This is a genomic window from Streptomyces oceani (genome assembly GCF_001751245.1).
GTDB classification, from domain to species: domain Bacteria; phylum Actinomycetota; class Actinomycetes; order Streptomycetales; family Streptomycetaceae; genus Streptomyces; species Streptomyces oceani.
The window spans coordinates 1-23979 of the sequence record NZ_LJGU01000162.1; the positions used below are offsets into that span (position 1 = coordinate 1).

Consider the following 23979-nt stretch of genomic DNA (forward strand, 5'->3'; position numbering starts at 1 on the left):
GACGGCTACGCGCAGACGGCGCCCCCTGCGGCGGTGGCCCGGCTGCTCGCGCTGGCGCCCGGCGGCCGTGCGCACGCGGTCCGGCGTACCCGCAGCAACCAGGGACAGCCGGTCGCCGCCGAAGTGCTCTACGTCCCCACGGGCGACACGGAGGCATCACCGACCGAGGACGACCCGGCACAACTCGACGCCGCGGAGGCGAGCGCGCCGGCCACGGCCTCCGCGCACCGCGTCCTGGCGGAGCTGCGGTCGCTGACGTGGGAGGGCCAGGACCGCGCGGTGGAGCTGGGTTCGGCGCGGGCGGAGGACGCCCGGCTGCTCGACCAACTGCCCGGGGCGCCCGTGCTCGTGGTGACCACGCGGTACTACGCCGCGGGCCGCACCGCCGCGGTGGGCGTGGCGACGTACCGTGCCGACACCTGCCGACTCACCTTCGGGAACGCCGAGCCGCTGCCCCTCGCGAGCTGACTGACCCTCCGAGCGTGTCAGCCGGCGCTCTCCACGGCGAACAACTGCTCTTCCACATGGTCGAGCGCCAGCCGCAGCGCGCCCGTGGGGATCGCCGCGTCGCCGAGGACGGACAGGGCCACGCGGGGTGGGTGCAGGCAGTAGCGTGCCAACTCCGTACGCAGCGGCTCCAGTACGCCGTCCAGCCCGGCCGCCCAGCCGCCGATCACCACCAGTTCCGGGTCCAGCGCGAGGACCAGCGCGGCCACGTCGTGCAGCAGTCGCCCGCCGAACCGGCGCACCGCCTCCGCGGCCTGCTCGTCGCCCCCACTGGCGAGCGCGAACACCCGGGCGACGGCGGCCTCGTCCAGCGGATGCAGCGGTTCGCCGGTCGTGGACAGCAGGTGTTCCGGCCGTGCCTCCCGCCCCAGGAGGTGCAGCGCGCCGATCTCCCCGGCCGCCCCGCCGAAGCCCCGGTGTAGCCGCCCGCCGATCAGCGACCCGGCGCCCGGGCTCAGCCCGGCCAGGACGAACACCACGTCCCCGGAGCCGACCGCGGCCCCCTTCCAGTGTTCGCCGAGCACGGCGGCGTTGGCGTCGTTCTCCACGAGTACGGGGCAGCGGAACGAGCGCCGCAGCCGGTCGGCCAGCGGCAGGCCCGTCCATCCCGGCAGCGCGGTACTCAGTCGCACCACACCGTCGGCCTGCACCGTTCCGGGACTTCCCACCCCCACCGCGCGCAGGGACGCCCGGGTCACCTCCCCGTGGCGGAGCACGTCCGAGACCGTGCCCCGTACCTGCTCCAGCCGCTCGTCGGCGCTGGCGGTCTCCTCGACCGTCCGGGTGGCGGTACCGACGAAGTGGCCCGTCAGGTCCGACAGGACCGTGGCGATCCGGTGCGCGCCGATCTCGACCCCGAGCAGGTGACCGGCCTCGGCCCGGAACCGGAACCGTCGCGCGGGACGACCACGGCGGGTGTCGCCGGGCTCGTCCGCGGCCTCCGTCACCAGGCCCGTCTCGAGCAGCCCGTCCACCACCCCTTCCACGGTGGGCCGGGACAACCCGGTGGCGGCCACCAGATCGGTGAACGTCAGTGTCGGTGGCCGGTCGGTCCCGCGCAGGGCACGCAGGACGACGGCTGAGTTGATCCGTCGCAGCAGGGACGGATCCCCACCCGTGAGTCTCCCCAACGCCCGCCTCCTTGGCCGTCGATGTGACGCGGATCGTATCCCCCGCGGACCAACCGGGCGAGGGCGGACGCGGTGCGAGGAACGCGGAGATACGGGGGAGCCTCTCGGCGGGCTCTCAGCGGGAACGCCGGGTACGCACGCGTACGCCGGCGCCCGCTCAATCGGTACGCTCCGCGGCGACCCGCAACCGCCCGTACTCCGCGGCCATCGACTCCAGACTCCAGTGCGCGTTGAGGCCGCTGGGATTGGGCAGCACCCAGACACCGCTGCCACCCATCAACTCCTCCTGACGCCCGACCTTCGCGTTACGTCGGCCGAACGCGCTCCGGTAGGCCGTGACACCGACCACCGCCAGCCAACCCGGCTGCCACCGCTCGACCTTGGCGGCCAGCACGCGGCCACCCGACTGGTACTCCTCGCGGGTCAACTCGTCCGCTCGGGCGCTGGCCCGCGCCACCACGTTGGTGATCCCCAGGCCGTACGCGGGCAGCTCACCCTCCTCGTCCGGTGCGAGCCGCCGCGGAGTGAAACCGGCGGCGTGCAGTACCGGCCAGAACCGGTTGCCCGGGCGAGCGAAATGGTGCCCGGTGGCCGCCGACCACAGACCCGGGTTGATGCCGCAGAACAGCACCCGCAGCCCGGGCCCGCCCACGTCCGGCACCAGCCGGTCGCGGGCCGCCGCCAGTTCCTCGCGAGTCGGGCGGTTCAGAGGATCGCCCCCGGGCGGTAGCCGGCGGCCCGGGGATGACGTGCGGTGATCTCCTCGATCCGCGAGAGCACCGCCGAGACCTGCTGGGTCGCCGCGCCGGTGAAGGAGAGCCGGTCGGCCATCAGCTCCGCCAGCCGGTCCCGCTCCAACGGGACCCGGGAGTCGGCGGCCAACCTGTCCAGCAGGTCGTTGCGCTCGGCACCCGCCCGCAGTTCCAACGCGGCGGCCACCGCGTGCTCCTTGATCGCGGAGTACGCCGTCTCCCGGCCCACCCCGGCGCGTACGGCGGCCATCAGCACCTTGGTGGTCGCCAGGAACGGCAGGAACCGGTCCAGCTCGCGGCCGACCACCGCGGGGAACACCCCGAACTCGTCCAGGACCGTCAGGAAGGTCTCCAGCAGACCGTCGAAGGCGAAGAACGCGTCCGGTAGCGCCACCCGGCGTACCACAGAGCAGGACACGTCGCCCTCGTTCCACTGGTCGCCCGCCAACTCGCCGGCCATCGAGGCGTAGCCGCGCAGCACGACCAGGAGGCCACCCACCCGCTCGCAGGAGCGGGTGTTCATCTTGTGCGGCATCGCCGACGAGCCGACCTGGCCCTCCCGGAAGCCCTCGGTGACCAGCTCCTGGCCAGCCATCAGACGGATCGTGCGAGCCAACGACGCCGGGGCGGCGGCCAGTTGCACCAGAGCCGTCACGGTGTCGTAGTCCAGCGACCGCGGATACACCTGACCGACCGAGGTGAACACCCGTGGGAAACCCAGATGCTCGGCGATCCGCCGCTCCAGCCCGGCCAGCTTCTCGGTGTCGCCGTCCAGCAGGTCCAGCATGTCCTGCGCCGTGCCCATCGGACCCTTGATGCCGCGCAGCGGATAGCGCGCCAGCAGGTCCTCCACGCGCTCAAAGGCGGGCAGCAACTCGTCGGCCGCGCTGGCGAAGCGCTTCCCGAGCGTCGTCGCCTGTGCCGCGACGTTGTGCGAGCGGCCCGTCATGACCAACTCGGCGTGCTCGCCCGCCAGCTGGCCCAACCTCGCCAGCAGCGCCACCGTACGGTCCCGCACCAGCTCCAGGGACAGCCGTACCTGCAACTGTTCGACGTTCTCGGTGAGGTCCCGGGAGGTCATGCCCTTGTGCACCTGCTCGTGGCCGGCCAGCGCGTTGAACTCCTCGATGCGTGCCTTCACGTCGTGCCGGGTGGCCCGTTCCCGTGCCGCGATCGAGTCCAGGTCGACCACGTCGACCACCCGCTCGTAGTCCTCGATCGCGGAGTCGGGCACGGCGATGCCCAGATCCCGCTGGGCACGCAGCACGGCGAGCCACAGCCGCCGCTCCAGCCGCACCTTGTGCTCGGGGGACCACAGGACTGCCAGATCCGTGGACGCGTAGCGGCCGGCCAGGACGTTAGGGATGCGCGGCTTCTCAGTCACGCGGGGGATTCTACGGGGTGTCCTCGCAGGCCAGCGGGGCCAGGTCCGGGCGCTTCGGGGCCCGGCCGTCGCCGGAGGAGCGACCGGTGAGCCGCCGCCCGATCCAGGGCACGAGATGCTCCCGGGTGAACCGGAGGTCGGCGCGTCGACGGGTCGCCCAGCCGCGGGGAGCCACGGCCGGTAGCGGGCTGTCCCAGTTGGCCGTCGCGGGGTGACCCAACCGCTGCCAGACAGCCTCCGCGACACGACGGTGCCCCTCGTCCGTCAGATGCAGCCGGTCGTCCGCCCACAGACGCGGGTCCCCGAGCGACCGCGCGCCGTACAGGTCCACCACGAGCGCGCCATGGCGCTCCGCCAGCTCGTCGATCACCGTGAACAGCTGCTCCACCCGGTCCCGGTAGCGGTCCATCACCGGCCCGCGCCGTCCCGGGCTGCGCATCAGGACCAACTGGCCGCAGCTGGGTGCCAGGGTGGCCACCGACTCCTCGAGCAGTCCGCACACCCGGGCCATGTCGCATTTCGGCCGCAGCGTGTCGTTCAGCCCGCCGACCAGGGTGACCAACCCGGCCTCCATGGCAGCGGCCCGTGGGACCTGTTCCGCGCGGATCTGGCCGATCAGCTTCCCGCGTACGGCCAGGTTGGCGTACCGGAAGTCCGGGGTCAGCGCGCCCAGTCGGGCGGCCAGCAGATCCGCCCAGCCCCGGTACGTACCGTCCGGGAGGAGGTCCGACATGCCCTCGGTGAAGGAGTCGCCCACGGCGACGAAGCTGCTCGGAGGGGTGACGAAAGTGCCCATAAGGGCGACAGACTAACCGCTGCCCGATGACACCCGGTAGCCGGGTGTCATCGGGCAGCCGCGGCCCCGTGTCCTCCGATCAGCCAGTGAGAGGCCTGCCCACCAGCTCCCGCAGCACGTCCTCCATGGTGACCAGCCCGGTGGCCCGGGCCTCCCCGTCGATCACCGCGGCGAGGTGGGTGCCGCTGCTGCGCATCGCGCCGAGGACGTCGTCCAGCGGCATCGACTCCCGTACCAGCGCGATCGGACGCATCGCCGCCTGCGGGAACGGCTCGTCCCGGGGCAGGGCGTCGAGCGCGTCCTTGACGTGCAGGTATCCCAGGGCACGGCCACTGTCGTCCACCACCGGGAACCGGGAGAAGCCCGAGCGGGCCGACAGCTGCTCCAACTCCTCGGCGGTGACGCCCAGCGGAGCCGTCACCGCCCGCTCCAGTGGTCGGGCCACCTCGGAGACCGGACGACTGCCCAGCTCCAGGGCGTCTCGCAGCCGTTCGGTGGAGCGGTCGTCCAACAGGCCGGCCTCACTGGAGTCGGCGACCATACGGGCCAACTCGTCATCCGAGAACGTCGACTCGACCTCGTCCCGCGGCTCCACCCGCAGCAACTTCAGCAGGCCGTTCGCGAAGGCGTTGATCGAGAAGATCACCGGACGCAGCGCTCGGGACAGCGCCACCAGCGGCGGTCCCAGCAGCATCGCGGTGCGCAGCGGCTCCGCCAGCGCGATGTTCTTCGGAACCATCTCGCCGAACAGCATGTGCGCGTACGTCGCCGCCGCCAGCGCGATCATGAAGGAGACCGGGTGGACCAGGCCGTGCGGCATCCCGACGGCCTCGAAGACGGGCTCCAGCAGATGCGCGATCACCGGTTCGGCGACCACGCCGAGCACCAGGTTGCACAGCGTGATGCCCAGCTGCGCCGTGGCGAGCATCTGGGACACGTGCTTGAGCCCCCACATGACGCTGCGCGCACGCCGGTTGCCGGCCTCCGCCAGGGGCTCGATCTGACTGCGGCGCACCGAGATCAGCGCGAACTCGCCACCCACGAAGAAGGCATTGACCAGCAACGTGAGAATACCGATGAACAACTGGACGCCGGTCATCGCCAAGTCTCCTCGTCCTCGTCGGTCTCCTCGCCCGGTGGCGGCGAGGTCAGGCGTACCCGGGAGGCGCGCCTACCGGTCGCGTCCATCACCTCGAGCCGCCAGCCCGCGACGTGTACCTCGTCGCTCGTCACCGGGATGCGGCCCAGTTCGGCGGCGATGAGTCCGGCGAGGGTCTCGAACGGGCCCTCCGGGACACGTAGCCCGATCCTCTCCAGCTGGTCCATCCGAGCCGCGCCGTCCGCGTCGACCAGTCGGCGCCGTTCGGCGTCCGTGCCCAGCGGGGCCAGGTCCGGGGTCTCCATCGGGTCGTGCTCGTCGCGTACCTCTCCGACGACCTCCTCGACGATGTCCTCCAGGGTGACCACGCCGGCGGTGCCGCCGTACTCGTCGATGACCACGGCGATGCTGCGGTCCCCACCGGGCATCCGGTCCAGCAACCGATCCACGGTGAGGGACTCGGGCACCAGCAGCGGTTCCCGCATCAGTGTCGTCACCGACTGGCGCGGGCGCTGGTCCGCCGGTACCGGCAGCACGTCCTTGATCCGCACCATGCCCACGACGGTGTCCAGGCTGCCGCGGTAGACCGGGAACCGGGACAGGCCGGTCGCCCGCGTGGCGTTGGCCACGTCCTCGGCCGTGGCCTGCACCTCCAGCGCGGTGACCTGGACCCGGGGCGTCATGACGTTCTCCGTGGTCAGCTCCGCGAGGTGCAGGGTGCGGACGAACAGGTCGGCGGTGTCCTCCTCCAGCGCGCCCTCCTGGGCGGAGTGCCGGGCCAACGCCATCAGTTCCTCCGGGGAGCGGGCCGAGGCCAGCTCCTCGGTGGGCTGCAGTCCGAGCCGGAGCAGCAACCGGTTGGCGCTGTTGTTGAGGTGCCGGATCAGCGGCCGGAAGGCACTGGTGAAGACCCGTTGCGGGGTGGCGACGTGTTTGGCGACCTGTAGCGGGCGGGAGATCGCCCAGTTCTTCGGCACCAGCTCGCCGAGGACGATGATCACCACCGTGGAGATGGCCGTACCGAGGACCAGGGCGATGGACGACGCGGAGGACGGTGGTACGCCGACCGCCTCCACCGGCCCGGCGATCAGCTTGGCGATGGAGGGCTCGGCGAGCATGCCGATGACCAGGTTGGTGACCGTGATGCCGAGTTGGGCACCGGAGAGTTGGAAGGTCAGCGAGGTGACGGCCTTGAGGGCGCTCGCCGCGCCCCGCTCACCCCGGTCCACGGCGTTCTCGAGCTCGCTGCGTTCGACTGTGGTGAGGGAGAACTCCGCCGCGACGAAGGCGCCACAAGCCAGGGCGAGTAGCAGCGCGACGAACAGCAACAGCACCTCGGTCATCGGGTCACCTCCGTCCCATGGTCGGCTGGGAGGCGGCGGGGCGCTCGATGGCTGCTACTTGGAGGGTCGTCCATGGGCGGACGCTCACACCTTTCTGAAGGGATCGTGCGACGCTGTTCATAGTAAAGGGTCCGCAAAAGCACTCGCCCGCCCACCTGCCGGTACGTACGTGTGCTTCCGGGGTGGTCCCGGACCGTACGGCGCTCCCGAGGGCTTGTCCCACTAGCGTGTTGGCGCTAGCGTTGAGGTGTGGCAAAGACACAGCTGAACGTCCGGGTGGAGGAGACGACCGCGGACACCGCTCGCGAGCGAGCTCTGCAGAGAGGTGTGAGCGTGAACCGCTACATCGAGGAACTCGTCGAGCGGGACGCGGGCGAGGTCGGACACACCTTCGTCGACGCCGCCGCCGACTTCATGAAGAGTTACGCCTCCGTCTTCGCCGAGGAGTTCGGCAGCCGGGAGAGCGAAGGTCGCAAGCGTACGTGACTCTCCGCATCGACCTCGCTTGGCTGTTGATCCTCGCCGAGGAGAAGACACCGGGGGACCCACACGTCACCGACTACGGCGCCCTCGTCGCCGCCGTGAGCCGACACGAGGCGGCGATATTCGACCGCCCGATCTACACCGACCCGTACGAGCGCGCCGCGGCGTTGCTCCAACTGTTGCTCCACGTGCCCGCCCTGGAGCGTACGAACGCTCTGTTCGCCTCCGCCGTCGGATACGCCTACCTGGTCGCGAGCGGCCTGAAGGTGGTCACCTCGCCTGAGCAGATCCGCGACCTCGCCCGGCTGGTCAAGGACGGCACCGCGGACGTGTACGCCATCGCGGACGAGCTGCGCACCTGGAGCCTGTGACCCCGCTCGGCGGTGGTGGTACTGACCCGCCTCGGTGGTGGTGCGCGGGTTCAGCCCCTCCGCGGCCGGGCCCCGCGCTCTCACGCCACCGGCTCGTGGACCACCGCCGGGTCGACGGCCGACCACGTACCGCCCAGCCCCGGTGCCAGCCAGCCCGGTGCGCTGGCCCGGAAGGCGGACGGTGCCATGCCTGCCGCGCCCTCGGGGAGCGCCCCGACCAGCGGCACGCCGGCGGCGTCCGGGAGGTCGGTGAGATTGCACCGGCAGGCGAGATCCGGGTCCCTCGGCCACGCGCCGATCAGCACGCCCGGGCAGGACAGACCGCGGTGGTCCAGTGCCTCGGCGGTCAGCGCGGTGGCGTTCAGCGTGCCCAGCCCCGCTGCCGCCACCAGCAGGACGGGGGCCTCGAGCAGCCGTGCCACGTCCGCGAGCGTGGAACCGTCGGAGTCGAGGCGTACGAGCAACCCGCCCGCACCCTCGACCAGCACGAGATCGTGCCGCTCGCTCAGTTCCGCCGCCGCGCTGGCCACCGCCGCCGCGCCGACGTCCGGCAGGGTCGCCCGCCGGGCTGCCGTCGCCGGGGCCAGGGGTTCCGGGAAACGGGCCAGTTCGAGCGCCGAGACCCCGTCGCCCGCCAGCCGTACGACCTCGGCCGCGTCGCCTCGCTCGCCGGGGGCGACGCCGGTCTGCGCCGGCTTGAGCACCGCCACGCTGCGGCCGGTCCGTAGCGCCGTGGCCGCCAGGGCCGCGGCGCTGACGGTCTTGCCCACCCCGGTACCGGTGCCGGTCACCACCATGACGCTCATGCCGCCCTCGTCCCATTTCCCGTCGTGCCCCGCTGTCGCGGACCGTCGCTCCCGGTCCCGTCGTTTCTGATCCCGCCGCTCATCCGACCGAGGCCGCGACGGCCGCGCACACCGCGGCACTGACGCGTGCCACGTCCTCGTCCGGAGTGACGTACGGCGGCATGGTGTACACCGTGTCCCGAAACGGACGCAGCCATACGCCCTCCCGTATCGCCGCCTGGCTGGCGGCCACCAGGTCCACCGGGCGGTCCAGCTGCACCACGCCGATCGCTCCCAGTACCCGCACGTCCCGCACGCCCGGGACGGTCCGGGCGGGCTCCAGCCCCTCGCTGAGGCCGCGTTCGAGGCGGCGCACCTCGCCGGCCCAGTCCTGTTCGAGCAGCAACCCGATCGACGCGTCCGCGACCGCGGCGGCCAGCGGATTCGCCATGAACGTCGGACCGTGGGCCAGCACGGGCAGCTCCCCGCGGGAGATGCCCTCGGCCACCCGTGTGCTGCACAGCGTGGCCGCCATCGTGAGATAGCCGCCGGTCAACGCCTTGCCCACGCACAGCACGTCCGGCGTCACGTCCGCGTGCCCGGCGGCGAACAGGGTGCCCGTACGCCCGAATCCGGTGGCGATCTCGTCCAGTACGAGCAGCACGTCGTGCTCGTCGCACGCCTCCCGCAGCACTCGGAGGTAGGCGGGGGAGTGGAAGCGCATGCCGCCGGCGCCCTGCACCACCGGCTCAACGATCACCGCGGCCAGCTCCTCCGCGTGCCGCCGCACCAACCCCCGCAGCTCGGACACGTACGCCGCGTCCGGCTCGGCGTCGAAACCGGACGGCGGCGCGGGAGCGAACACCTGGCCGGGCAGGGTCCCGGACCACAGGTGGTGCATGCCGCCCTCGGGGTCGCACACGGACATCGGGTGCCAGGTGTCGCCGTGATAGCCACCGCGCCAGGTCAGCAGCCGGGTCTTGCGGTGCCGGCCGCGAGAGCGCCAGTACTGCAGGCACATCTTGACCGCGACCTCGACCGACACCGACCCGGAGTCGGCGAGGAAGACGTGCTCCAGCCCCTCGGGCGTCATGTCCACGAGGCGCTTCGCCAGCCGTACGCCCGGCTCGTGCGTCAGCCCGCCGAACATCACATGGCTCATCCTCCCCAGCTGGTCGGCGGCGGCCCGATCCAGCACCGGGTGCCGGTATCCGTGGATGGCGGCCCACCAGGAGGACATGCCGTCGATCAGTTCCCGGTGCCCCCGCACCGGCTGAGCGAGCGTCAACCGCACCCCCGCGGCGGACTCCACAAGCAGCGGCTCGTCCAGCCCGGGCATCGGAGCGTACGGGTGCCAGACGTGCCGCCGGTCCAGATCCAGCAGCGCGGACGGAGTCAACTCCGGTACGGCGGGCGCCCGCGGGGCTGGCCCGCAGGGTACGGGCGCGGCCGGCCCGGACCTGGGCAGTTCGTACTCCGGGCGCTCAGGCATTGGGCGGCAGGTCCGTGCCGGCGCCGCGGCGCCGGACGCTCACCCGGTCGGCGCTCGTACGGTGCTCGGGCAGCGTGGTGGTGTCCGCGCCCTCCACCTCGAAGCCCGCGTCCGCGATCATCTCCAGGTCCGCGGACCCCGTTTGGCCCTCGCTGGTGAGGTAGTCCCCCAGGAAGATCGAGTTGACCAGGTGCAGTGCCAGCGGCTGCAGGGAGCGCAGCTGGACCTCACGGCCGCCGGCCAGACGTACCTCGGCGTCCGGGCACACGAAACGCACCATGGCGAGGACGCGCAGGCACTCCTGCGGGGTCAGCGGCTGTTGGCCGGCCAGTGGGGTGCCCTCGAACGGGATCAGGAAGTTGACCGGGACCGAGTCGGGGTCCAGGTCCCGTAGCGCGAAGGCCACGTCCACCAGGTCCTCGTGCGACTCGCCCATGCCCGCGATCAGCCCGGAACACGGCGAGAGTCCGGAGTCGCGTGCCCGTCGGACGGTGTCCACCCGGTCCGCGAAGCCGTGTGTGCTGCAGATGTCCTGGTACGTCGCCTCCGCGGCGTTGAGGTTGTGGTTGTACGCGTCCGCGCCGGCCTCCCGCAGTCGGTCGCCCTGCCCTTCCGAGAGGAAACCGAGGCAGGCGCACACCTCGACACCCTCGTTCCCCTCCTTGACCGCCGAGATGGTCTCCGCGACCCGTGCGATGTCCCGGTCCGTCGGGCCGCGGCCGCTGGCGACCAGACACACGCGCTTCGCGCCGCCGGCCACACCGGCCTTGGCGGAGGCCGCGGCCTCGTCGGGCTTCAACCAGGTGTACTTGAGGATGTCCGCGGCCGAACCCAGCCGTTGCGAGCAGTACGAGCAGTCCTCCGGACACAGCCCGGACTTGAGGTTGACGAGATAGTTCAGCTTCACCCGACGCCCGAACCACTGACGCCGTACCCGGCCGGCCGCGGCCACCACGTCGAGCAGGTCCTCGTCCCGGGTGGCAAGTACCGCCAGCGCTTCGGCGCGAGTCGGCGACTCGCCCCGCAGTCCGTTGTCCACCAGTGTGTTCAGCAGCTCCATGACAGCTGATACTCGCCCACGTCGGTAGACAGGGCCAAGGAGGAAACCCACAAGATACCTCTCAGTCGATGTGGCTATCACCACACTGATCACCGGTTTCACCGCGGTTAGCGTTAGTGACTGTCAACAAATCCTTCCTTCGCCAACGGCCCGCGACCAAGGACGGCTCAGCCATGCTCGAAACGCCCCGGGAACCCTTCGCGTGGCTCGAGGCCGCAGCCGAGGAACGCCGCCGGGCCGGTCTCGTACGCGCGCTTCGGCCCCGGGACGCCGACTCCCCACTGCTGGATCTGGCGAGCAACGACTACCTCGGTCTCGCACGGCACCCGGAGGTGACCGAGGGCGCCGCGAGGGCCGCGCGTCACTGGGGAGCGGGCGCCACCGGGTCCCGGCTCGTCACCGGCTCCACTGGGCTGCACGCCGTCCTGGAGTCCGAACTCGCGGACTTCTGCGGCTTCGAGGCGGCGCTCGTCCTCTCCTCCGGGTACGCCGCCAATCTGGCCGCCGTCACCGCGCTCAGCACCCCGGACACGCTGCTGGCCTCCGACGCGGGCAACCACGCCTCGCTGATCGACGGCTGCCGCCTCTCCCGGGCCCGCACCGTCGTACTGCCCCACGCGGAGCCGGAGACCGCCGGCCCGCTCTTCGCGGCACACCGCGGCCCGGCGCTGGCCGTGACCGACGCGGTCTTCTCGGTGGACGGCGACGCCGCTCCACTGGCCGCGCTCGCGCGGGTGTGCCGGGAACAGGGCGCGGGGCTGCTGATCGACGACGCCCACGGCCTCGGCGTGCTCGGTGCGGGCGGTCGCGGAAGCGCCTACGCCGGCGGCCTGTCCGGGCGGCCGGACACGGTGGTCACGGTCACGCTGTCCAAGGCCCTCGGCAGCCAGGGCGGCGCCGTGCTCGGGCCGGTGAGGATCATCGAACACCTCGTCAACACGGCCCGTACGCTGATCTTCGACACCGGACTGGCGCCCGCCGCCGCTGGAGCAGCGCTCGCCGCGCTGCGTCTGCTGCGTCGTGAGCCGGCGCGGGCGGCAGGCTCCCGGCAGGCCGCGGAGCGGCTGTACGAAGGTCTTCGTCGAGCCGGGCTGCCGGCCCGACGACCGCGAGCCGCGGTGGTCTCCGTCACCGCCCCGAGCGCCGCCGCCGCGCTACGCTGGGCGGCTGATTGCCGCGCTGCCGGCCTGTCCGTCGGCTGCTTCCGACCGCCCTCGGTGCCGGACGGGATCGCTCGGCTGCGGTTGACGGCCCGCGCCGACCTGACCGTGGAGCAACTCGACGGGGCGGTCACGACGCTCGTACGCACCGCGCCGGTCGGTCAGACGTCATTCCGGTGACGTACGACGGGCGGGGCCTGGTACTGACCGCGCCGGAGCGACCACGGCAGCATCGCCCACACCCCCGTGCAGACCAGCAGCGCCGACGCCGCCGTGACGATACCCGCGAGCCGCCCCAGGACGACGTCCACCACCAGCATCACGGCCCCGGCCAACGCCAGCGCCAACACGCCGAGACCGAAAGCCGCCAGCTGGGAGGACACGTCCACGATCAACCGCTTGGCCCCCCGCCGAAACATGGCTCGGTGCAGCGCGGCGGGCGCCGTGAACAGGACGGCGGCGAGCACCGACAGCAGCAGCGTGGCCAGGTAAGTGGCGCGCTGATAGCCGTCCAACTCCGGGAAGCGGGCCGTGAAGGCCAGGGTGAGCAGAAAGGCGAAGAGGATTTGCACGCCGGTCTGGATGACCCTGAGCTCCTGGAGCAGCTCCACGAAGTNCGCGCTACGCTGGGCGGCTGATTGCCGCGCTGCCGGCCTGTCCGTCGGCTGCTTCCGACCGCCCTCGGTGCCGGACGGGATCGCTCGGCTGCGGTTGACGGCCCGCGCCGACCTGACCGTGGAGCAACTCGACGGGGCGGTCACGACGCTCGTACGCACCGCGCCGGTCGGTCAGACGTCATTCCGGTGACGTACGACGGGCGGGGCCTGGTACTGACCGCGCCGGAGCGACCACGGCAGCATCGCCCACACCCCCGTGCAGACCAGCAGCGCCGACGCCGCCGTGACGATACCCGCGAGCCGCCCCAGGACGACGTCCACCACCAGCATCACGGCCCCGGCCAACGCCAGCGCCAACACGCCGAGACCGAAAGCCGCCAGCTGGGAGGACACGTCCACGATCAACCGCTTGGCCCCCCGCCGAAACATGGCTCGGTGCAGCGCGGCGGGCGCCGTGAACAGGACGGCGGCGAGCACCGACAGCAGCAGCGTGGCCAGGTAAGTGGCGCGCTGATAGCCGTCCAACTCCGGGAAGCGGGCCGTGAAGGCCAGGGTGAGCAGAAAGGCGAAGAGGATTTGCACGCCGGTCTGGATGACCCTGAGCTCCTGGAGCAGCTCCACGAAGTTCCGGTCGTCCCGCTCGTCCGGCGTCTCGTTGCGGCCCTTCATTCCCCTCGGGTTACCGTCCCGGGCGTCGTTCAGTCCCGCTCCGCCGGCCGGATGAGGGTGTGCCGCGTGCCCGGGGGCGGACACGGGATGATCCAGGGATCAGTCGTGTCGAGCGGGGGGCACGGCCAACAAGCCGGCCCGCCGCTCGCCGTCCAGCACCCGCAGCGCCCGCGCCATGACCGGCGCGTGTACTTCCCGTTCGCCGCGCTCGTGCATGCGCGTCAGCGCCTCGCGCAGTTCCGTCACCCGCCCGGGGAGCGCCTGCGCCGCGCGTAGCGCCGCGTACGTGTCCCGGCCACGCGCGGGATTGACCCTGCCGAGCAGGTCGAGCACCGCCAGATACGCGTCGATGACCTCGCCCTCCGCGCGGGTCAGCGCGGGGAGCGGTGGCAGTTCCGGTGGCAGCATCGGCGTCACGCGGCCAGTGGGTTGGTCACGCCGGGCTTGCGTCCGACCGTGAGCCGGTCGATCAGGCCGTACGCGATCGCCTCCTCGGGCCCGAAGAAGGTGTCCCGCTCCAGGTCCGCCCGGATACGTGCGGGCGGTTGGCCGGTGTGGCGGGCGTACATCCCCTCCATCAGCTCCCTGGTGCGCAGCATCTCGTTGGCCTGGATCTCCAGGTCGGCCGCCTGCCCCTCGATGGTCTGCGCCAGTGCCGGCTGGTGGATCATGATGCGCGCGTTCGGCAGGGCCAGCCGCTTGCCGGGGGTGCCGGCGGTCAGCAGCAGTGAGGCGGCGGAGGCCGCCTGGCCGAGGCAGACGGTCTCGATGTCACAGCTGACGAAGCTCAACGTGTCGTAGATCGCGGTCATCGCGGTGAAGGAACCACCGGGGGAGTTGATGTAGAGCGAGATGTCCTGGTCCGGAGCCGCGTGTTCCAGGTGCACCAGTTGTGCCATCACGTCGTTGGCCGCGGTGTCGTCGATCTGGGTCCCGAGGAAGATGATCCGCTCGGTGAGCAGTTTGGAGTACGGGTCCATCGTGCGACTGCCGGAACTGGTGCGCTCCGTGAACTCCGGCAGGACGTATCGGGCGCTGGGGCTGGGGATGGGCATGATCTGCACCTCTCGTCGGTCGCCGACTGCTCCTGTAAAAAATGTACAGGACGTACATGACGATATGCTGGGGAGCATGGCCTACGAGATTCCTGTGACGCAAGCCCGCGCCGAGCTCGCCGAGCTGATCAACCGTGTCGTGTACGGCGGCGAGCGCGTCGTGGTCACCCGCCACGGCAGGCCGCTGGTGGGGCTGGTGTCGGCCGCTGACCTGGAGCGTCTCGACGCGCTGCGAGAGGCGGAGTCGGACGAGGTGGTCAGCACGGTCTCCACGGTCCGTGAGCTGCCGTCCGCTCCGGGCGAACGGCGCCGCTTCGGCATCGCGGCGGAGCATCGGGACCCCGGGAGTGCCGAGCGTCGGCGGCCGGAGTGAGCCCTGCGTCGTGCCGTGCCGCCGTTCGGTGGCGCGGCACGATGACTCCTCCGACCGGTGTGCGGCCGGGGTGGGGTCGTTGTGCGTCTCCGGCCAGGCCGGGGGCCGCGGGAACGACTCGGCCCGGCCACCGAGTTGGTGGCCGGGCCGAGTCCTGTCCCGCGGACTTTTGTGCGGTGGTGCGGTGGTGCGCGCTTCAGTCGCGTGGCTGCGCTGCTCGGTTCAGGAGCTGAGCTCCCATACGGCGTGCGCGATCGCGTCCGTGTTCAGGTCGAGCGCCTTGGCGTTGACGTTCGAGGAGTCGTCACAGGACGAGTGGTAGCACGCGTCGAACGGCTCGCCGGCCTTTCCGTCCCACTGCGCCGCCTGTTCCTCCGTCATCGTGGCGCCGGCGCCGGTGAAGAGGCCCCCGACGGGGATGCCCGCGTCCTGGAACGGCGCGTGGTCACTGCGTCCGTCGGACTCCTCGGCCGGCGCGGTCTTCATGTCCTTCGTCGCGAACCAGTCGGTGAACACGCTCTCCAGTTCCGCGTTGTCGTCGTAGACGAAGTAGCCTGCGTTCGGCGAGCCGATCATGTCGAAGTTCAGGTAGCCGCCGATCTTCGCGCGCTCGGCCTCCGGAAGTTCGCTGACGTAGTGGCTGGAGCCCACCAGGCCCAGCTCCTCGGCTCCCCACCAGGCGAACCGAAGCTGCTTGGACGGCTTGAGGTCACCCTCGGCGACCGCGAGCGCGACCTCCAACAGCCCCGCCGAACCGGTGGCGTTGTCGTTCATGCCCGACCCGTCGGCGACGGAGTCCAGGTGGGCGCCGGCCATGAGGACGTCGTCCCCGCTGCCGCCGGGCCATTCGGCGACGAGGTTGTACCCCGTGCTGCCACCCTCCTGGAACTCCTGCACGCTCGTCTTGAAGCCGGCGGCGTCGAGCTTCCCCTTGACGTAGTCAACGGACGCCTTGTAGCCGGGCTGTCCGTGGGCGCGGTTGCCGCCGTTCGCCTCGGCCACGGCCTCCAGTTCGCTGAGGTGCTGCTGTACGTTCTCGACGGGGATGTCGGGTGCCGCGGCCTGCTCGTCCGGGCTGGCCTGCGCGCCTGCGACGGTGAGCAGGGAGGCGGCGAGCGCGGTGCCGGTGACGGTGGCCACGACGGTACGGCGCTTGAATGTGCGGATCACCATGGGCTGAGGGCTCCGATATCTGTGGGGGTTGGCGCGGAGCGATTGACGCGCACATGATAATCGTGCCCCTGGTGTGGAGAGTCAAGGTCGGCCACCCGGACGCCGCCTCCCGCCGAACGATCCCGGACGCTCGCGGGCGGCGGTGGAAGGACGAAGGTCGAGGCGCCTTGTCCGCCAGCCACGCAGCCGCGGCAGCCAGTCTGCGGGTCAGGCGAGCGCCAGGACAGCCACGACGGTTGGAACGCGCGGCGTCACGCCCCGCTCCCGCTCTCGCCGGTCACCTCCGGAGCCACCGTGCCCTCCGTACGACCCCGGCCCCGCGTCGCCTGCCCGGACTGCGCGGCCTTGGCGTCGGGGGCGTACAGGTCGACGTACTCCTGCCCGGAGAGCTGCAGGATCGCGTACATGATCTCGTCGGTGACCGCTCGCAGCGCTGGGCGCTGCTCCTCCATGCCCGCGTAACGCGAGAAGTCCAGGGGCGCGCCGAAGCGGATCGTGACGCCCCGACCGAGTCGCGGCATCTTCCGGCCGGGTGGCTGGAGTTCGAAGGTGCCGACCATCGCACAGGGCACCACCGGCACGCCCGCGCCCAACGCCATGGCGGCGACGCCCACCCGCCCCTTGTACAGCCTGCCGTCGTGTGACCGGGTGCCCTCGGGATATATGCCGAGCAACTCGTCCTTGGCGAGCACCCCGAGCCCTTCCTGGATGGCGGCCTGTGCCGCGCCGCGGCCGGACCGGTCGACCGGTATCTGCCCGACGCTGCGGAAGAAGGTCGCGGTGAGCCGGCCCTTGAGGCCAGGGCCGTTGAAGTACTCGGACTTCGCCAGGAAGGTGATACGACGCCGCAGCATGGTCGGCATCAGGAAGTGGTCGGAGAAGGAGAGGTGGTTACCCGCGATGATCGCGGCCCCCTCATCCGGGACGTTCTCCAGCCCCTCGATACGTGGCCGGAACAGCAGCCGCAGAAGCGGTCCGAGGAACACGAACTTCAGCAGGTAATAGAACACGAGTGATCCTCAATCCGCCGGACGGCTCCGGGCGGGGTGGCACCAAGGCTGTTCGATCCCTTGCGGTGACAGCCTCTTCAGCAGGTGGTTCGGGCGGTGACGGGGCGGAGTTCGGTAGGTTGTTCGGTTCAGGAGTGTGTCAGTGTAGGCACGCCCACGCCGCGTTGTAAGCACCTACCGGTCGGTCACCGCCGTTGTCCCCCGCCGCCCGTGCGGCTGGGCACCGGAGACCGTGCACGTATCGCCGTGGAAGGACCGTCAGGCACCCCGGCTCAGGAACACGCCCACCGTCACCAAGCCCAACACCGTCCAGGCGAGCCACAACAAGCCGCTGCCCCCCAGAGCCACCGTGTACCCGGTCGCCACCACCAGTCCGCCCAGCGTGCACGCCGTCAAGGTCTTGGCTGACCCAGTCATCCGAGAAGCCTCCTCCCGTGGACGCACCGGGCGCTCGTACCGGGGACGCACCCGGAACACCATCGTCACCCGCGGCGGCCCGCCGCGCTACCGCCGTGGGAGGACATCGAGGCCAGGTAGGCGTTGTACGCCGCCAGCTCCTGGTCACCGTCCCGGTCCGCGGCCCGGTCCCGCTGCCGGGCCTGACGCTGTTCGGAGAAGTACCACTGGATGAGCAACGCGAGGAGCACGAGCAGGGACGGGATCTCGCTGAAGGCCCAGGCGATGCCCCCAGCCAGCGTCTGGTCCGCCAGGCCCGTGGTGTCCAGCGAGGCGGGCGGATGGGCGTACGTGCCGACCATCGGCTCGGACGCCATCATCAGGGCGATCCCGAAGAAGGCGTGGAAGGGCATGCCCACGAACAACTCCAGCATCCGCATCACGTACCCGGGCCGGTGCGGGCCCGGGTCCACTCCCATGATCGGCCAGAAGAAGACCAGACCCACCAGCAGGAAGTGCACCATCATCGCGAGATGCCCGACCGTCGACTCCATGAGGAAGTCGAAGAGCGGCGTGAAGTACAGCCCGTACAGGCTGGCGATGAACAGCGGGAGCGTGAAGACCGGGTGCGAGATCACCCGCACGTAGCGGCTGTGCAGCAGCGACACCAGCAGTTCGCGCGGGCCGGTGCGCCCCCGGCCGGCCGGGGGCAGCGCGCGCAGTGTCAGCGTCACCGGAGCGCCGAGCAACAGCAGGATGGGCGACAGCATGCTGATCACCATGTGCTGCACCATGTGCACGCTGAACAGCACCATGCCGTAGTCGTTCAGCCCCGTACACATCACCAGCGCGACGGTCAGCACGCCGAACACGAAGGCCAGGGTGCGGTGCACGGGCCAGGCGTCCCCCCGTCGGCGCAGCCGGACCACCGCCCAGCCGTAGAGCACCAGCGCGAGCAGGCAGCCGGTCAGGAAGAACGGTTCGGCGCTGAACGCCAGCCCACGCCCGAGGGTGAAGGGCGGCAGGTCCATCATGCCGGCTCCGCCGTGATCCATCCGCGCACTCCCGGGTTTCGTACGATCTGCCCGCACCAAGAGTAGGTCGCCCCCAGCGGCGGTCTGCCTCCTGGGGTCCGCTTCGGGGCCGACCGGGCGAGCCCGCGGGCGCCCACAGGCGCACATGCCGTGCGTGCCCCCGCGCGGCTGGCGGACCGTGCCGGGCGGGGGCACGCACGGTGTCGCCGCCCGGCGGCGCCGTCAGGCCGGCTGGGTGGCCGCGGCGATCCGCTCCGCTCGCAGCGCCTCGTACCAGCGGTCGTCCACGGCCGGCAGCGCGTTCACATCCAGCGCGAACTTGATCAGCAGGTCCGCGATGAGCGGATTACGGGCCAGCACCGGGCCGTGCATGTAGGTGCCGAAGACCGTGTCGTTCCACGCGCCCTCGGTGCCGTCCCCGGTGCCGTTGCCGTGGCCGAACCGTACGCGCGCGAGCGGTTGGGCGGTGGGCCCCAGCTGGGTCACGCCCTGGTGGTTCTCGAAGCCGGTCAGCTGCGGCAGCCCGAGCCTGCTGTCGATGTCGCCCAGCACGTCGCCCACGCAACGCTCCGCGCCGCCCCGCCCGCTGGTCACGTCGAGGAGTCCGAGGCCGGCTTCTCGCTCCCCGAGATCGTTGACGAACTCGTGGCCCATGATCTGGTAGCCGGCGCACACCGAGAAGATGATCGCGCCGTTGTCCACCGCCCGGTTCAGGCCGCCGTCCCGGCGCAGTCGCTCGGCCGCCAGCCGCTGGGGTCGGTCCTCGCCACCACCGATCAGGTAGATGTCCGCCGAGGTGGGAATGGCCTGGTCGGAGCGTACGTCGATCCGCTCCACCGCCAGCCCGCGCTGCTGTGCCCGCCGCTCAACGACCAGCGCGTTGCCCTGATCGCCGTAGGTGCTCAACAGGTCGGGATAGACCCAGACCAGGCGCAGATTCGTGTCAGCCATGCTCGCTCTTCTCCTGTGGGTCAGTTGCCGACGACGCGACGCAGGTCCTGGAACGCCGTGTAGTTCGCGATGGCCTCGATACGTCCTGGCGGGCAGGTCGCGACGGCCTCCTGCGCACTCCCGCACACCTGGAAGTCCACGCCGGCGACCTCCAGGCGTACGGCCAGGTCCAGTCGGCGGTCGCCGATCACGCGGATCGGATGTCCCGCCAACCGGGAGTAGTCGACGTCCCAGAGCCAGGAGGTGTCGGTGCCGTCGGCGCCACGCGCGTTCACCGCGAGGATCACCGGCGCCGGCGGCGGGTCGATCAGCGAGAAGGTCTCCAGCCAGCCCGCCGGGTTCTTGGCCAGCAGAAGCCGGATGTCCCGGTTCTCGTAGGCCACCACGTCGTACCGGCCCGCCACGGCCGCGACCGTGTACATCCGCTGCAAGGCCACCTGCGGAGCGACCCCGAAAGACGCGGCGACCGCCGCCGAGGTGGTGGCGTTCGCCTTGTTCGCCCGCCCGGGCAGCTGCAGCTGGATGGGCCAGGACGAACCGTGCGGGTCCAGCACGTAGTCCCCGTGCAGGGCCCAGCTGGGGACCGGACGGCGGAAGCCGCAGTCGCCGCACACCCAGTCGTCGCCCGGCCGTTGAAGCACGCCACCGCAGGAGGGGCAGGACCAGGCGTCGTCCTTCCACTCCTGGCCGGCGGCCACCCACACCACGTTGGGGGAGGAGGAGGCGGCCCACACCACCAGGGGGTCGTCGGCGTTCGCGATGATGGTCGCCTTCGACGAGGAGAGACCCTCCCGCCAGTGCTCGGCTAGCATCCGGGTCTCGGCGGCCCGGTCGAGCTGGTCCCGGGAGAGGTTGAGCAGCGCGATCGCCTTCGGGGTCACGTCCCTCGCCACTCCGGCGAGGTACTTCTCGTCCACCTCGATCACGGCGTACTGCGAGTCGGAGCCGCCGGCGAGTGCCGACGTGATCCCGGCGGGCATGTTCGCACCGAGCGCGTTCGAGACGACGCCGCCGTTGGCCCGTAGCGCCTCGGCGATCAACCGGGTGGTCGTCGTCTTGCCGTTGGTGGCCGACACCAGGACCACGTCCAGATGCTGGGCCAGCCGGGCGAGGAGGTCCGGGTCGAGTCTGAGCGCCACCTTGCCGCCGATCACCGATCCACTGCCACGGCCTGCGGCCCGGGAGACCGCCGCCGCGGCTCTGCCCGCCGTCACGGCTAGTTTCGACCGTGGCGACAGCGGCTCCGTGTTGCCTGCCATCGTCCTTGTTCCTCCTTGCCCCTTGGTGGAAGACCAGCCTATCCAGGACCGTCTCCGCTTCCCGAATCATGGCGTGTGCCGTCCGGCTCGCAGTGTGCCCGGGCGCCGCCGACGGCCGGCCCGCGTGGGTGCCGAACGCCCTCTCGTATCATCCCAGGCCGTGCCGAGTGCCCCCGTTGCGGCGGCTGTTCGGCCGCCCGGTCAGAAGCCGGGACCCTGTGGCCGGTTCGGTGAGGTGGCCAGTCGGCCCCACAGCAGATCGGCGAGTTGCCGTACCAACTCCGCCCGGGCGCAGGGGCGCTCCCGCAGCCACCAGTCGCCCGCCGCGTGCATCATCCCGACGATGCCGTGCCCCCAGACCCGGGCCTGTGCCACGTCGTCCGTACCCGGGTCGAGGCGTTCGGAGATGACCTCTGCCAGTTCCTCGCCCAGGCGGCGGAGCAGGGGAGCGGTGTGTCGGCCGATGTCGAAGCCGCTGTCGGCGGCCGGACCGCTCTCCGCCGGGTGCATGAGAAAGCGGTAGACCTGGGGGCGTGACTCGATCGCGGCGAGGTAGGTCTCCAGGGTGCGTTCCAGCCGGGTCCTGCGGTCGGCCGGAGCGTCCAGGGCCGCGCGCAGGGAGTCCAGCAGGGCGTCCGTGTGCCGTACGGCGAGGGCGCGGTACAGCCCGCTCTTGTCCCCGAAGTGCCGGTAGAGGATGGGCTTGGTGATGCCGGCCTCGGCGGCGATGGCGTTCATCGACGCCTCCGGGCCGTCGCGGAGCACCACCCGGTCCGCGGCCTCCAGCAGTTCACCACGCCGGCGCTCGGTGGCGCTGGGTCGGTCGTCCTGCTGTGTGCTGCCCATCGTTGTGCCTCCCTGAGGTCTGCTGTCGCGCAACGTAGCACCCGCCCGATCACGGGATGTGACCCCGCCGAGGAGTTGACACGCCCTACTGGCTGGTAACAGACTGCGTGTTACCGAAAGTAACAAGGTGGGAAGGGCAGTCGTCATGTCGGAGTTCGCATTCGACCTCAACGAGGACCAGAAGGCCCTACGGGACTGGATTCACGGTTTCGCCGCAGACGTCATCCGGCCGGCGGCCGCCGAATGGGACGAGCGTGAGGAGACGCCCTGGCCGGTCATCCAGGAGGCCGCGAAGATCGGGTTGTACTCGCTGGACTTCTACGCCCAGCAGTTCTTCGACCCCACCGGGCTCGGCATCCCGATGGCCATGGAGGAACTCTTCTGGGGGGACGCCGGCATCGCCCTGTCCATCGTCGGCACCGGACTCGCCGCGGTCGGGGTCCTCGCCAACGGTACCGAGGAACAGATCGGCACCTGGATTCCGCAGATGTACGGCGACGCCGATGACGTCAAGGTGGCCGCTTTCTGCTCCTCCGAGCCGGACGCCGGGTCCGACGTCGCGGCGATGCGCACCCGCGCCGTGTACGACGAGGCCGCGGACGAGTGGGTGCTGAACGGCACGAAGACCTGGGCCACCAACGGGGGGATCGCCAACGTACACGTCGTGGTCGCCGTCGTGGACCCGGAGTTGGGTTCCAAGGGTCACGCGTCGTTCATCATCCCGCCGGACACCCCCGGCCTCGCGCAGGGGCAGAAGTTCAAGAAGCACGGTATCCGCGCCTCGCACACCGCCGAGGTGGTGCTCGACGGCGTACGCGTGCCCGGCCACTGCCTGCTCGGAGGCAAGGAGAAGCTGGACGAGCGGTTGGCGCGCGCCCGGGAGCGGGCCAAGAAGGGCGGTGAGCGGGTGAAGAACGCCGCCATGGCGACGTTCGAGGCATCCCGCCCGGCCGTCGCCGCGCAGGCGGTCGGGATCGCCCGCGCGGCCTACGAGGTCGCTCTCGACTACGCCAAGACCCGCGTGCAGTTCGGACGTCCGATCATCGACAACCAGGGAGTCGCCTTCCAGTTGGCAGACATGCGCACGCAGGTCGACGCCGCTCGGCTGCTGGTGTGGCGCGCGTCCTGGATGGCGGCGAGCGGGAAGCCGTTCGACTCCGCCGAGGGCTCGATGTCCAAGCTGCACGCGGGCGAGACCGCCAAGTCGGTCACCGCGCAGGCCATGCAGATCCTGGGTGGCAACGGCTACACCCGCGAGTACCCGGTCGAGCGGATGCACCGGGACGCGGCCATCTACAGCATCTTCGAGGGCACCAGCGAGATCCAGCGGCTCGTCATCGCCCGTACGATCTCGGGGACGACGATTCGCTGAGCCGACTCGGCTCGCCACGCAGCGGAGGTGAGCATGGCAGCCAGGAAGCGGGCCTCCCAGGAGCCGTCGCCTGTCGCCGAGCTCACCCCCGCTCAGCGTAGGGCAGTGGCGACCGCGGACCCGGTCACCGGGGCGGTGCGTGCGGCGGCGCCGACGCTGCGGGCGCTGACCGCGCGCGGACTCGCCCAGGCCCACGGCCGGTTGGGCGGCTGCTACCTCACGTGGCACGGCCGCGCCCTGCGGGAGCGGTTGCCGGAGCACGCGGGTGAGCGGCCCGCCGCCTCGGTGCTGCCGTCCGTCTCGGCACCGGATAGCGGCTTCGTCCCGCGTACCGGCGACGGCCCGGAACCGGACACCCCCGCCGTGGCGGCCCGTGCGCGGCAGGCGTGGCGGGCGCTGCTGGAGATCCGACGCGTCACCGCCGCGGATCCGGTCGTCCCGCTGGGCGACGCCCGGACCGATCCACCGACCGATCCACCGACCGATCCACCGACCGACCCGCTGGCCGTCCCCGCTGAGTGGGAGCGCCGGCGGCCCGTGCACGCGGTCGCGCTCACCCTGGAAGCCGCCGGCCTGCCCCCTTCGGTCGTACGTGCCGACGGACGCCGCGTGCGCTCCGGCTACCGGGTCGCCCGTGACCCCGGCACCCCCGACACCACAGCCGTACGGGTCGAGTGGCGGCCGGCGACGTGCGGTGCCGCGTACGACGAACCAGGGGCGCGCCGTCGTGCGGGCGACACCGATCCGGCTGACCAACTGCTCGCCTGCGCACGGGAACTCGAGGCACGCGGCTGGGACACCCAGCGTCATCTCGACGCGCGCCGACGGCGCTATCTCCTGGTCACCGCCCGTGGCGCCGCCT

General features: G+C 71.4%; 27 protein-coding genes and 1 pseudogene. 8 read left to right on the top strand and 20 right to left on the bottom strand.

The features are described from left to right. Positions 1-468, top strand: a 468-nt coding sequence (locus tag AN216_RS25590) for a UTRA domain-containing protein (RefSeq protein WP_139141002.1), incomplete at its 5' end; no start/stop codon positions are given. 17 nt (positions 469-485) lie between these two features. On the opposite strand, the gene AN216_RS25595 is transcribed toward AN216_RS25590, so the two are convergent. The 6 genes from AN216_RS25595 to AN216_RS25620 form a co-directional block, all read right to left on the bottom strand. Beyond that, positions 486-1637, bottom strand: coding sequence for an ROK family transcriptional regulator (locus AN216_RS25595; protein ID WP_070199106.1), 1152 nt, complete (start codon positions 1635-1637; stop codon positions 486-488). A 157-nt stretch (positions 1638-1794) separates the two neighbouring features. After that, positions 1795-2346, bottom strand: a complete 552-nt coding sequence (mug, locus tag AN216_RS25600; RefSeq protein WP_070199133.1) for a G/U mismatch-specific DNA glycosylase — start codon at positions 2344-2346, stop codon at positions 1795-1797. Then, positions 2343-3773 (bottom strand): adenylosuccinate lyase, encoded by a 1431-nt coding sequence (gene purB / locus AN216_RS25605; RefSeq protein ID WP_070199107.1) that lies wholly within the window; start codon positions 3771-3773, stop codon positions 2343-2345. Before purB ends, mug begins: the two co-directional genes overlap by 4 nt. 10 nt (positions 3774-3783) lie before the next feature. Then, entirely contained in the window at positions 3784-4569 is a 786-nt protein-coding gene (locus tag AN216_RS25610; RefSeq protein ID WP_070199108.1) for an SGNH/GDSL hydrolase family protein, read from the bottom strand. A 79-nt stretch (positions 4570-4648) separates the two neighbouring features. After that, a complete protein-coding gene (locus tag AN216_RS25615; RefSeq protein WP_070199109.1) occupies positions 4649-5668 on the bottom strand; it encodes a hemolysin family protein in 1020 nt (339 codons plus the stop codon). Then, positions 5665-7011, bottom strand: a complete 1347-nt coding sequence (locus tag AN216_RS25620; protein WP_070199110.1) for a hemolysin family protein — start codon at positions 7009-7011, stop codon at positions 5665-5667. Before AN216_RS25620 ends, AN216_RS25615 begins: the two co-directional genes overlap by 4 nt. 249 nt (positions 7012-7260) lie before the next feature. Between AN216_RS25620 and AN216_RS25625 the strand changes: the two genes are divergently transcribed. Together AN216_RS25625 and AN216_RS25630 are read left to right on the top strand one after the other, a co-directional pair. Beyond that, positions 7261-7497: an antitoxin gene (locus AN216_RS25625; protein ID WP_070199111.1), complete on the top strand. Its 237-nt coding sequence runs from the start codon at positions 7261-7263 to the stop codon at positions 7495-7497. Then, on the top strand, positions 7494-7865 hold the full coding sequence (locus AN216_RS25630; protein WP_070199112.1) for a fic family toxin-antitoxin system, toxin component: 372 nt from the start codon (positions 7494-7496) through the stop codon (positions 7863-7865). Before AN216_RS25625 ends, AN216_RS25630 begins: the two co-directional genes overlap by 4 nt. A gap of 80 nt (positions 7866-7945) precedes the next feature. Here AN216_RS25630 and bioD read toward each other — a convergent pair whose 3' ends face one another. From bioD to bioB, 3 genes are all read right to left on the bottom strand, one after another. Next, entirely contained in the window at positions 7946-8671 is a 726-nt protein-coding gene (gene bioD, locus AN216_RS25635) for a dethiobiotin synthase (RefSeq protein ID WP_070199113.1), read from the bottom strand. Between the two features lie 79 nt (positions 8672-8750). Further along, positions 8751-10142 carry an adenosylmethionine--8-amino-7-oxononanoate transaminase gene (locus AN216_RS25640; protein WP_079166996.1) on the bottom strand — a complete coding sequence of 464 codons (1392 nt, stop codon included), beginning with the start codon at positions 10140-10142 and terminating at the stop codon, positions 8751-8753. Then, positions 10135-11202 carry a biotin synthase BioB gene (gene bioB, locus AN216_RS25645; protein ID WP_070199114.1) on the bottom strand — a complete coding sequence of 356 codons (1068 nt, stop codon included), beginning with the start codon at positions 11200-11202 and terminating at the stop codon, positions 10135-10137. The genes AN216_RS25640 and bioB overlap by 8 nt, the downstream gene beginning before the upstream one ends. A gap of 173 nt (positions 11203-11375) precedes the next feature. On the opposite strand from bioB, the gene AN216_RS25650 reads away from it, so the two are divergent. Next, positions 11376-12542, top strand: coding sequence for an 8-amino-7-oxononanoate synthase (locus AN216_RS25650; RefSeq protein WP_070199115.1), 1167 nt, complete (start codon positions 11376-11378; stop codon positions 12540-12542). Here AN216_RS25650 and AN216_RS25655 read toward each other — a convergent pair. Further along, a complete protein-coding gene (locus tag AN216_RS25655) occupies positions 12524-13060 on the bottom strand; it encodes a DUF6328 family protein (RefSeq protein WP_070199135.1) in 537 nt (178 codons plus the stop codon). The two genes, AN216_RS25650 and AN216_RS25655, sit on opposite strands and share 19 nt — an antisense overlap. Here AN216_RS25655 and AN216_RS29840 point away from each other — a divergent pair. Further along, positions 12978-13169: pseudogene (locus tag AN216_RS29840) on the top strand (8-amino-7-oxononanoate synthase); the annotation flags it as partial. The gene AN216_RS25655 and the pseudogene AN216_RS29840 overlap by 83 nt on opposite strands. Here the strand turns inward: AN216_RS29840 and AN216_RS25660 are convergent. The 3 genes from AN216_RS25660 to AN216_RS25670 form a co-directional block, all read right to left on the bottom strand. Continuing rightward, positions 13151-13648 (bottom strand): DUF6328 family protein, encoded by a 498-nt coding sequence (locus AN216_RS25660; RefSeq protein WP_107402102.1) that lies wholly within the window; start codon positions 13646-13648, stop codon positions 13151-13153. The pseudogene AN216_RS29840 and the gene AN216_RS25660 overlap by 19 nt on opposite strands. Before the next feature lie 99 nt (positions 13649-13747). After that, positions 13748-14056: a hypothetical protein gene (locus AN216_RS25665; protein ID WP_070199137.1), complete on the bottom strand. Its 309-nt coding sequence runs from the start codon at positions 14054-14056 to the stop codon at positions 13748-13750. 5 nt (positions 14057-14061) lie between these two features. Then, positions 14062-14697 (bottom strand): ATP-dependent Clp protease proteolytic subunit, encoded by a 636-nt coding sequence (locus AN216_RS25670; RefSeq protein WP_070199138.1) that lies wholly within the window; start codon positions 14695-14697, stop codon positions 14062-14064. A gap of 82 nt (positions 14698-14779) precedes the next feature. Between AN216_RS25670 and AN216_RS25675 the strand changes: the two genes are divergently transcribed. Further along, a complete protein-coding gene (locus AN216_RS25675; protein WP_070199139.1) occupies positions 14780-15076 on the top strand; it encodes a type II toxin-antitoxin system Phd/YefM family antitoxin in 297 nt (98 codons plus the stop codon). 222 nt (positions 15077-15298) lie between these two features. On the opposite strand, the gene AN216_RS25680 is transcribed toward AN216_RS25675, so the two are convergent. From AN216_RS25680 to AN216_RS25705, 7 genes are all read right to left on the bottom strand, one after another. Then, positions 15299-16249, bottom strand: a complete 951-nt coding sequence (locus AN216_RS25680; RefSeq protein ID WP_070199116.1) for a M28 family metallopeptidase — start codon at positions 16247-16249, stop codon at positions 15299-15301. 251 nt (positions 16250-16500) lie between these two features. Continuing rightward, on the bottom strand, positions 16501-17259 hold the full coding sequence (locus AN216_RS25685; protein WP_070199117.1) for a lysophospholipid acyltransferase family protein: 759 nt from the start codon (positions 17257-17259) through the stop codon (positions 16501-16503). A 258-nt stretch (positions 17260-17517) separates the two neighbouring features. Continuing rightward, the gene (locus tag AN216_RS29510) at positions 17518-17676 is read right to left on the bottom strand and encodes a hypothetical protein (protein WP_170843230.1); all 159 of its coding nucleotides are present in this window, start codon (positions 17674-17676) and stop codon (positions 17518-17520) included. 65 nt (positions 17677-17741) lie between these two features. Further along, positions 17742-18710, bottom strand: a complete 969-nt coding sequence (locus AN216_RS25690) for a cytochrome c oxidase assembly protein (RefSeq protein WP_070199118.1) — start codon at positions 18708-18710, stop codon at positions 17742-17744. Between the two features lie 201 nt (positions 18711-18911). After that, entirely contained in the window at positions 18912-19640 is a 729-nt protein-coding gene (locus tag AN216_RS25695; RefSeq protein ID WP_070199119.1) for a type 1 glutamine amidotransferase, read from the bottom strand. Positions 19641-19660: 20 nt separating this feature from the next. Then, positions 19661-20899: a MurT ligase domain-containing protein gene (locus tag AN216_RS25700; RefSeq protein ID WP_070199120.1), complete on the bottom strand. Its 1239-nt coding sequence runs from the start codon at positions 20897-20899 to the stop codon at positions 19661-19663. A gap of 201 nt (positions 20900-21100) precedes the next feature. Continuing rightward, the gene (locus tag AN216_RS25705; protein ID WP_070199121.1) at positions 21101-21745 is read right to left on the bottom strand and encodes a TetR/AcrR family transcriptional regulator; all 645 of its coding nucleotides are present in this window, start codon (positions 21743-21745) and stop codon (positions 21101-21103) included. A gap of 145 nt (positions 21746-21890) precedes the next feature. Here AN216_RS25705 and AN216_RS25710 point away from each other — a divergent pair, with 145 nt between their 5' ends. Continuing rightward, positions 21891-23117: an acyl-CoA dehydrogenase family protein gene (locus AN216_RS25710; RefSeq protein ID WP_070199122.1), complete on the top strand. Its 1227-nt coding sequence runs from the start codon at positions 21891-21893 to the stop codon at positions 23115-23117. A gap of 33 nt (positions 23118-23150) precedes the next feature. After that, positions 23151-23979, top strand: an 829-nt coding sequence (locus AN216_RS25715) for a hypothetical protein (protein ID WP_170843231.1), incomplete at its 3' end; no start/stop codon positions are given.

What these genes read in the sequence shown, in the direction of transcription:
- AN216_RS25610 (WP_070199108.1), bottom strand. Translation starts at nt 4,569, where the DNA reads ATGGGCACTTTCGTCACCCCTCCGAGCAGCTTCGTCGCCGTGGGCGAC.
- AN216_RS25615 (WP_070199109.1), bottom strand. Translation starts at nt 5,668, where the DNA reads ATGACCGGCGTCCAGTTGTTCATCGGTATTCTCACGTTGCTGGTCAAT.
- AN216_RS25620 (WP_070199110.1), bottom strand. Translation starts at nt 7,011, where the DNA reads ATGACCGAGGTGCTGTTGCTGTTCGTCGCGCTGCTACTCGCCCTGGCT.
- bioD (WP_070199113.1), bottom strand. Translation starts at nt 8,671, where the DNA reads ATGAGCGTCATGGTGGTGACCGGCACCGGTACCGGGGTGGGCAAGACC.
- AN216_RS25640 (WP_079166996.1), bottom strand. Translation starts at nt 10,142, where the DNA reads ATGCCTGAGCGCCCGGAGTACGAACTGCCCAGGTCCGGGCCGGCCGCG.
- bioB (WP_070199114.1), bottom strand. Translation starts at nt 11,202, where the DNA reads ATGGAGCTGCTGAACACACTGGTGGACAACGGACTGCGGGGCGAGTCG.
- AN216_RS25650 (WP_070199115.1), top strand. Translation starts at nt 11,376, where the DNA reads ATGCTCGAAACGCCCCGGGAACCCTTCGCGTGGCTCGAGGCCGCAGCC.
- AN216_RS25660 (WP_107402102.1), bottom strand. Translation starts at nt 13,648, where the DNA reads ATGAAGGGCCGCAACGAGACGCCGGACGAGCGGGACGACCGGAACTTC.
- AN216_RS25665 (WP_070199137.1), bottom strand. Translation starts at nt 14,056, where the DNA reads ATGCTGCCACCGGAACTGCCACCGCTCCCCGCGCTGACCCGCGCGGAG.
- AN216_RS25675 (WP_070199139.1), top strand. Translation starts at nt 14,780, where the DNA reads ATGGCCTACGAGATTCCTGTGACGCAAGCCCGCGCCGAGCTCGCCGAG.
- AN216_RS25680 (WP_070199116.1), bottom strand. Translation starts at nt 16,249, where the DNA reads ATGGTGATCCGCACATTCAAGCGCCGTACCGTCGTGGCCACCGTCACC.
- AN216_RS29510 (WP_170843230.1), bottom strand. Translation starts at nt 17,676, where the DNA reads ATGACTGGGTCAGCCAAGACCTTGACGGCGTGCACGCTGGGCGGACTG.
- AN216_RS25690 (WP_070199118.1), bottom strand. Translation starts at nt 18,710, where the DNA reads ATGGATCACGGCGGAGCCGGCATGATGGACCTGCCGCCCTTCACCCTC.
- AN216_RS25695 (WP_070199119.1), bottom strand. Translation starts at nt 19,640, where the DNA reads ATGGCTGACACGAATCTGCGCCTGGTCTGGGTCTATCCCGACCTGTTG.
- AN216_RS25700 (WP_070199120.1), bottom strand. Translation starts at nt 20,899, where the DNA reads ATGGCAGGCAACACGGAGCCGCTGTCGCCACGGTCGAAACTAGCCGTG.
- AN216_RS25705 (WP_070199121.1), bottom strand. Translation starts at nt 21,745, where the DNA reads ATGGGCAGCACACAGCAGGACGACCGACCCAGCGCCACCGAGCGCCGG.
- AN216_RS25710 (WP_070199122.1), top strand. Translation starts at nt 21,891, where the DNA reads ATGTCGGAGTTCGCATTCGACCTCAACGAGGACCAGAAGGCCCTACGG.